Genomic DNA, 720 nt, shown 5'->3' with positions numbered 1-720 from the left:
GATGACCTGCCGGTGATCAAGGGCAGCGCACTGCAGGCCCTCGAAGCGCTGCAGGGCAACCCCAAGACCGCCCGCGGCGAGAACAAGTGGGTCGACAACATCTGGGAACTGCTCGACGCGGTTGACAGCTACATCCCCACCCCCGAGCGTGACCTTGACAAGACCTTCCTGATGCCGGTCGAAGACGTCTTCACCATCACCGGACGCGGCACCGTGGCTACCGGCCGTGTGGAGCGCGGAGTCGTCAAGATCCAGGACGAAGTCGAGATCATCGGTCTGCGCGACACCAAAAAGACCACCGTCACCGGCGTGGAAATGCACCGCAAGCTGCTCGACAGCGGCATGGCCGGCGACAACGTGGGCGTGCTGCTGCGTGGTGTGGCGCGTGATGACGTCGAGCGTGGCCAGGTGCTGGCCAAGCCCGGCAGCATCAAGCCGCACACCAAGTTCGAAGCCAGCGTCTACATCCTGTCCAAGGATGAAGGTGGACGTCACAGCGCGTTCTTCGGTGGCTACCGCCCCCAGTTCTACTTCCGTACCACCGACGTGACCGGCATCGTGGAACTGGCCGAAGGCGTCGAAATGGTCATGCCCGGTGACAACGTCACCTTCACCGTCGACCTGATCAAGCCCATCGCCATGGAAGAAGGTCTGCGCTTCGCCATCCGCGAAGGTGGCCGTACCGTCGGCGCCGGCGTCGTCTCCAAGGTCCTGGAGTAA

The 720-nt window shown here is 63.3% G+C and carries 1 protein-coding gene; it reads left to right on the top strand.

Annotated features, from left to right (window positions below; translation table 11 throughout):
• Nucleotides 1-720, top strand: a 720-nt coding sequence (locus IEY49_RS21240) for an EF-Tu C-terminal domain-related protein (protein WP_268239123.1), incomplete at its 5' end; no start/stop codon positions are given.

The sequence above is a fragment of the Deinococcus malanensis genome (genome assembly GCF_014647655.1).
Taxonomy (GTDB): domain Bacteria; phylum Deinococcota; class Deinococci; order Deinococcales; family Deinococcaceae; genus Deinococcus; species Deinococcus malanensis.
The sequence above is the reverse complement of the archived record's forward strand: the minus strand, read 5'-3'. Positions and strand labels throughout refer to the sequence as shown.